Below are 6287 nucleotides of genomic sequence, written 5' to 3' on the forward strand. Positions count from 1 at the left end.
ATTTAAAGACCACCTATTTCCATAAGTGATCTTTCTTTGTGATTCTGTATTTGTGCACTACTGTAGAAATATATCGTAGAAACGCTTTGTTTGCTAAATGTTTAGTTCTTTCCATTTACTAAAAAACATAGCTTCATACACTTAATATCATATTCGTTACATTGCAAACTATTATTTTGTCTTCTGTACAGGCAAACTACTAAAAATCAATTCAGCAACTTTTACATATCCTTTTGAGTTTGGATGAATTAAATCCTTAGACCAAAGCGTATTGTCATTAACTAAATGATGATTCCAAAAATCAACATGATGAAGCTTATACTCTCTGCTCAGTGAATGTATAACTTCATTTGCCTCTAATAATTGTTCTTTTATTTCTTGTTTTTTTTCAGAAGCAAAAGGAAGCCTAACTGTAAAATCAGGAAGGTTTGCTATAATAATATCAGCCCCTGCTTTACTTAATGTATCTATCATAAATTCCATATCGTTCTTATATGCATCATGATTCCAACGTCCTTTTAAAACATCGTTTGCCCCTGCAATGAGACTAACCAAATCTGGATTAAAAGTTAACGCCTTTTCCAATTGCTGCAAGCGAATTTCTTCAGTTACTAACCCACGCTTTGCAAAATTGGCATATTCTATATCTTTTTCACACAGTTGAACAAAATGATCTACCCAGCTTTTTAATGCAATTCCCTCAACTTCATCCCCTATCCCCTCTGTAAAACTATCACCAATTGCCACAAATCGCTTCCACATATGTATTCCCCCTTTATTTTTAAACATATCTATACTATACAATAGCTCACACCGTAATTGTTATTTCTAAGTGGTTTTCGATTTCAATTATATTCCACTTTACTATATTTACATTTAGAATCCAAAATTGACCGATTCCCAAGTATACTAAGGAATCGGTCATATTCGTATATTTACTAAAGAAATAAAATCCCTCTAGGACTTATACTTTTTTCAAAAAATTTGTTGTTCTTTGTTTTGCCCAGTTGATACATTTCTTTTCGATTACATGATACGAAACTATAGAAAAAAGTAGTGTCATTGCAATGCACAAAGTAAGAAGAAAAAATTACACCCTGACATTCCAAGCTATCCACATAAGAATCTATAGTGCTTTGAAACCTTTTGTTTCAAACTAATATTTAGTTGTATCCTATAAAATTAGCTTTTTACTATATCAATCGTACGATCCCACATACCACTAAAAAAAGATCCTGTTTTACGTATAAAACGTGTAAGCCAATTTGCTTGTTCCACATCAGATTTTGTTACAAGGTCTATTTGTAATGAATTACCTGATAAGAACCCAGGATCTGTATTATCTTTAGACGAGATAATCATTTTACTAATTGTTACACCTTTTTTAATAGGCGCTTCTTGTTCCGTATTCGATACTTTAAATTCTTTTTTATAAATGTCTTTGTTGCCCTTCGGCATTGGAAGCGAAACAGCTTGTTTCATTTGAACTACTACATCTTTTTCTTTTGCATTTGCTACTCGAACTGTTTCATGCCCTTTTACTACTGAATCTTTTCCATAGACATTCTTCACTTCAAAATTCGCAAATCCATAATCGTATAATTTCTTTGTTTCATCAAAACGTGCCGTATGAGATTTTGCTTTTATCACTACAGAAATTAGGCGCATACCATTTCTTTCTACTGTACCAGTGAAACAATCTCCCGCTTCTGGAGTCGTTCCTGTTTTCAAACCATCTACACCTTCATATTGCTTAATTAAACCTTTTAACATCCAGTTAAAGTTCGCCATATCAATTGGATATTTACCACCCTCTTGGAATGTTTTTTTAGGAATTTTTGCTGTATTTAATATTTGGGGAAAATCTTGAATAAGACGTTGTGCTAAAATTGCACAATCCCTTGCAGACATTTTATTTTTCTCGTCTAGAGTTGTCCCTTCTAGGTGATATCCTTTTAAATCTTGATTTGTTAAGCCGGTAGAGTTTACAAACTTATAATCTTTCATACCAAACTCTTTTGACTTATCGTTCATCATTTTTACAAAATTGACCTCTTTACCAGCAATCTGTTCAACTAAAGCAATTGTTGCACCATTTGCAGAGTAAATTGCCATTGCCTCATATAACTCTTTTACCGTATAAGAGCCACCATTTTCTAATGGAACATTTGATAGTGAACGATCTTGCGAAATCTTATGTGCATATTCAGAGATTTTAACTTTTTGATCCCATTTAAGTTTTCCTTTATCCACCGCTTCATGAACTAAGTATTCGCTCATCATTTTTGTCATACTAGCAATTGCCAATGATTCATCTGCATTTTTTTCATATAAAATTTTTCCAGAATTTGCTTCTATTAAAATTGCTGATCCTGCTTCAACGTCTATAGCAGGATCTGTTTCCGCTGCTGCTTTTCCAATTGTAACGACCATGCTACAAAATATTGTAAGCACTGTCACTATTGCAATAACTCTATTGCAAAACATACCTTTCACTTCTGTTACCTCCAATTTCTTTGTACTTAAAAAAAGCGTTATTCTAACATAATCCCGCAAAAAAATAGAAAGTGTTCTCAAATTGTATATACATATAAAACGTTAGAATCGCTTTCATATAGACCATCTCATCCGACATTTTTAGGTGCGCTAATACTTTGTATTCCCACACATATCCTTATTTTTAATCCCCTTATATTTTTCAAAATGATTCACACTTTCATATTTTTTTAGGATTACAGTTAATAGACAATCTAAATAATACATTTGTTCCACAGTTACAAAAAATAAAAAACTACACCCTATACTGGATGTAGTTTTTCTAACTGATTTATTTATTTTTCACTTCATTTTTATAAAAAGCAAATAATGGTTCGATGGATGGACTAGATAACAGCGGTATTGCCTTCTCAATCAATTTCCTATCCCAATCAAACCAACGCATTTCCATTAACATGTTTATTTCTGTATCAGTGAATCGTTTCTTTATTTCCTTAGCAGGATTTCCACCAACTATTGTATACGGCGGAACATCTTTACTTACGACTGATCCTGCAGCAACAATTGCACCTTCACCAATAGTAACGCCAGGCATTATTATAGCATTCATTCCAATCCAAGCATCACTTTTAATGACTGTATCTCCCTTAGGTTCATATGATTGTTTAATTTGCTCAGCGAATGGATATACTGTAATCCATTCTGAGTGATGATTATGATTACCACCCATTAAAATGACTACCCCGCTTGCAATGCAAACATAATTCCCAATAATGAGTTTGTCAAGGTGCCATCCCATCTGTTCAATTGGATTGAACAGTGCTTGGGACTTAGCATCTCCCCACAAATACCTTACACAGCCATCTTCAAAATTTTGATGACTATAATAGCCTGAATAATAGGAGTACTCTCCTACTTCAATGAGTGGATTTGTTACTATATCTTTTATATACTTTGTTTCTGACCAATGATTAAATAATGGATGCTTCATAACTTTATTCCTCGCTTCTAAGTATTATATATATTGCTATTTACTTAGAAGCTTACTACGACTGCTACATTTTTTAGCTTTCTCAAACGACGAATCATTATCTTCAAGCCTTTCTTTTATACTATAAAAAAGCATAACGCAATACATTACACTAGTCAAATTGTGTAATTTTGAACACATCTTAAACAGCGTAATACTGCAATAAAAACATGAAAACACTCTAACTTCGATACAAATAATATATTGATTACATTTAGTTTATATTTTGTAAAAAAATTTTAATTGCCATAACAAAGCAAACAATAACCACTATTGGTCGTATTAATGACGTCCCTTTTGTAAGCACCATCTTCGCTCCAATATATGATCCTATAATTTGACCAAGCATCATAATCAACCCAATTGTCCAATCGATTTGGCCAAAAATAATAAAATATAACAAAGCAGCGAAATTACTTGTAAAGTTCAAAATCTTAGCATTTGCAGTCGCCCGTGTAGCACTATATCCACATAAAAGAATGAACGCTAAAGCAATCAAGCTACCTGTTCCTGGGCCGAAGAAACCATCATAAAACCCCAGTAACGGAGCCACTGTTAACGCAAACAACAACATACTTATTTTCCTCGGTCGATCTTCGTTTGCTATATTTGGAGATAATAGAAAATAAATGCCAATAAAAACAAGTAAAAAAGGTAATATCATAATTAGATATTCTGCCCGTATCTGTAAAACAAGCCATCCACCGAAAACTGATCCAAAAAAGGTCATTAAGATGGACAAACGCATTTCTTTAAGATTAATTTCTTTCTTCTTAATAAAAAACACTGTTGCCATGAGAGTTCCGCTACTCCCTTGCAGTTTATTAGTTGCTATCGCTACAGAAGGAGACATACCTACTAATAACATTATCGGGATAGTTATCATACCACCGCCTCCAGCAATCGTATCTATCCATCCTGCTAATACAGCTACTAAAAATAGTAGTATGAGTAATTCAATAGTAAAATCCATACAAAGAATATGGGAAGGCTTGAGCTATTATACCCCAAACCTCCCCATCTTCCCTCCTCTCTTTAAACTAGTTAATTAAATCTTTAAAGTAACTTTCTTTCTGATCACGTAATCGGCTGGAAACGTATTGCCTGCAAACAATTCTTCTTCCGTATTTATTATTTCCAATCGGGATTTTATATTCTTCCTCAGATAACCTTTCTCTACCATGAGTTACATTTGTTTGTTTACCATAGTATGAATTTGGGATAATTAATAAATCTTCAGATGTAAGTGGAACCTTATAAGTAGGCGTTGTTCGTAAGAGTTCTAAAAACATGTCAAATTTCAATTTTTCTTCTTCACTTTCTCCTACATAAATCAATCTATTCTCTGCTCCATTTAAACAAGTTGCAATAATATCACCATTATCATCTAAAAATATAATTTGGTTTATTTCCCCTACAAATCCCGATATTTCACCATCAGCCATTCCTGCGATATGAGCAATAGGCATTTTACTTATCGCCAATATGTCATCTTTACTGAAGAAATTTTCTTCAAGATGCTTTTGAAGTAATTTTGGCGTTCCAATATGAGTTTGAGTTTTTAAATTTAACACTCCTTTTAATAAAAGAGCATCAACTCTAGTAAATTTTCCACAAGTAATTTCAGACACTATTCGTTCCACGGATTTATTAAGTCTATTTGATACAATTTCTAAATTCGTATTGAATGTTTTCAATCTTGCTTCAATATCTGATTGGTCTTTCATATCTGTATACACTGTGGCATCGTTATGTTGATAAAAGTTCCCGCCACCGGTGCTTGCACCGACATTTCGCAAAACTTCATCGTTGTTTAAAGGTGAAATGAGATGAAATCTATTTTTCCCTGCATGTTCGGATGGGTGAATTAAAGCATCATAATTAAAAAGTGTGGCAAAAAGCCAGGTGACCCATTCTGCATAAAAATATTTTTTCATTCTATCGTGTTCGTCTTCACCATAATTAAAACCTCTGCGATTTTCCCCAGGTAATAGTGTTTCTATAGGATCACATGGAGTATTTTTAATAAGGATAGGCGGTACGTTCCCACCACAATTCGCTATTTTTATCATATGTAGTAGATTTTTCATGTCTGAATTCGGAGTTTTCTTTGAATAGTCAATCAAACAATTAAGCCACTCTTTTGAAAAATATGCTGCTATTTCTTGATCACAAGTATAAGGATTATGAGTTTTTAATTCATTTTCTATCAGATTCTTCATTTTATCCTTCAATAGATTCGGAATAGTAATTTCTTCAATTTCTGTAATCTGCAGTATTCCTTTATTCATTATAAAACCTCCGTTGTTTTATTTTTTACACCCTATCTTCTATTAAACAAACTATCCACTTCTTTTTTACTCCTTTACTTTTCGTCAGAGCTATTAGAATTACCGATTTACAAATAAAAAACATGGAGTATAAGAGATTTCTTCTTAGTTACATTTCCCCCACGAACCTCCATTGATTTGGCAAATTTAATTTGAAAATCTGATTCATTTTCATACTTTACTTTCAAACTATGTTTATATGATTTTCAATTCAAGTAAGAGTATTTCATTTTCTAAAGTTTTCCTAATTTGAAAATCAGAATTTTCAATACAACTATGTTAACATTAAAAATATAACACGAAACAAAAAAATGTAAATAAATAGTTTTTTTATAAAAAATAGTCAGACTATTTATAAGGTAATCCGTATTCCATTGAACCAACTACGGCCTCTCAATTTTATTGATAACAATAAAAAAGCCCCCTAAATG

At 32.4% G+C, this 6287-nt stretch carries 5 protein-coding genes and 1 pseudogene; all 6 read right to left on the bottom strand.

The features are described from left to right. Positions 1–171 precede the first annotated feature (171 nt). Complete coding sequence (locus ACQGSG_RS25505) at positions 172–762, bottom strand: SGNH/GDSL hydrolase family protein (RefSeq protein WP_000265873.1); 591 nt, start codon at positions 760–762, stop codon at positions 172–174. A gap of 202 nt (positions 763–964) precedes the next feature. After that, positions 965–1090 (bottom strand): annotated as a pseudogene (locus ACQGSG_RS25510) (acyltransferase family protein); the annotation flags it as partial. Between the two features lie 92 nt (positions 1091–1182). Next, positions 1183–2496, bottom strand: coding sequence for a D-alanyl-D-alanine carboxypeptidase family protein (locus tag ACQGSG_RS25515; RefSeq protein WP_118414509.1), 1314 nt, complete (start codon positions 2494–2496; stop codon positions 1183–1185). 331 nt (positions 2497–2827) lie between these two features. Continuing rightward, positions 2828–3487 carry a CatB-related O-acetyltransferase gene (locus tag ACQGSG_RS25520; RefSeq protein ID WP_000682538.1) on the bottom strand — a complete coding sequence of 220 codons (660 nt, stop codon included), beginning with the start codon at positions 3485–3487 and terminating at the stop codon, positions 2828–2830. Positions 3488–3740: 253 nt separating this feature from the next. Then, complete coding sequence (locus ACQGSG_RS25525) at positions 3741–4499, bottom strand: TSUP family transporter (RefSeq protein WP_000347987.1); 759 nt, start codon at positions 4497–4499, stop codon at positions 3741–3743. Positions 4500–4566: 67 nt separating this feature from the next. Continuing rightward, positions 4567–5817, bottom strand: a complete 1251-nt coding sequence (locus tag ACQGSG_RS25530) for a hypothetical protein (protein WP_001032367.1) — start codon at positions 5815–5817, stop codon at positions 4567–4569. Positions 5818–6287: the final 470 nt, after the last annotated feature.

Origin of the sequence: Bacillus sp. GMa5/1, assembly GCF_050172015.1 — a bacterium.
GTDB classification, from domain to species: Bacteria; Bacillota; Bacilli; order Bacillales; family Bacillaceae_G; genus Bacillus_A; species Bacillus_A cereus.

What these genes read in the sequence shown, in the direction of transcription:
- ACQGSG_RS25505 (WP_000265873.1), bottom strand. Translation starts at nt 762, where the DNA reads ATGTGGAAGCGATTTGTGGCAATTGGTGATAGTTTTACAGAGGGGATA.
- ACQGSG_RS25520 (WP_000682538.1), bottom strand. Translation starts at nt 3,487, where the DNA reads ATGAAGCATCCATTATTTAATCATTGGTCAGAAACAAAGTATATAAAA.
- ACQGSG_RS25525 (WP_000347987.1), bottom strand. Translation starts at nt 4,499, where the DNA reads ATGGATTTTACTATTGAATTACTCATACTACTATTTTTAGTAGCTGTA.
- ACQGSG_RS25530 (WP_001032367.1), bottom strand. Translation starts at nt 5,817, where the DNA reads ATGAATAAAGGAATACTGCAGATTACAGAAATTGAAGAAATTACTATT.